The 849-nt window shown below is 43.8% G+C and carries 1 protein-coding gene and 1 pseudogene; both read right to left on the bottom strand.

Going from position 1 to position 849, the window contains the following annotated elements:
- A partial coding sequence (locus A3762_RS21355) for a metal ABC transporter permease (protein WP_197469477.1) occupies positions 1 to 567 on the bottom strand: 567 nt, incomplete at its 3' end.
- Positions 564 to 849, bottom strand: a pseudogene (locus A3762_RS28700) (microcin ABC transporter ATP-binding protein); the annotation flags it as partial. The gene A3762_RS21355 and the pseudogene A3762_RS28700, both read right to left, overlap by 4 nt.

The following is an 849-nucleotide window of genomic DNA, read 5'->3' as shown; positions in this document are numbered from 1 at the left end:
GATGCGCTGGCTGTGTGCTACTTCAGGTGATATCGCGACCAAATAAGCGTGGTTGCCATAGTGATAAGCCAGCACTGCAACGATGCTACAAATAATCACCAACATCACTAAATCATTCACCGTAGTGACGAGAATGGAGCCAAACATCACTTGTTCTATCAAGTGAGCGTTGACGTGTTTTGCAACATACAAAAGCAGAGCTGCCCCTAAGGCGAGAGCAAAGGATAAGAACACGCCAATTAAAGCGTCATAAGGAATGCTTGATCGTCCTTTGATCCACTGCAGTAACAGCGCGAAAAGAATAGAGAAACTAAATAAACTGATCAGTGGTGACTCTACTGGTTCACCCAGTAATATGCCGATGCTAACGCCGGTTAGTACGCTATGACCTACAGCCTCAGATAAAAACGCAAGTCGTTTTACGACAACAAGTGTTCCAAGTAAGCCTAGAAGTGGGCCTATCATCATGCTGGCAAGCAGGGCGTTTATAAGGAATTCATAGCCGAACATATCTGGCAATAAGCCCGCGTTCACCCAATCATTAAATTGTCCATAAATGATATTCATGAAACTGCCCCTTCTTGATCAAAAGGAGTTTGCTGAACTTGAATGGCTCTAGGATCGATTTCTCGAATTGTTTTATCAACCCAGAAGCAATGATCACAATGCTCACGAATAAGTGTCCAGTCGTGCTCGATCATTAGTATCGTGCCGCCAGCCGCTCTAAACTTTTTTAGAATATTTATGGATTCTGTTTTTCCTTGCTCATCAAGTCCAGTCATTGGCTCGTCAAGAATGAGTAGCCCAGGATTTTGTAATAGGGCGGTTGCCAGCATTAAGCGTTGTCTT

It is taken from the genome of Oleiphilus sp. HI0125, from assembly GCF_001635355.1.
The sequence above is the reverse complement of the archived record's forward strand: the minus strand, read 5'-3'. Positions and strand labels throughout refer to the sequence as shown.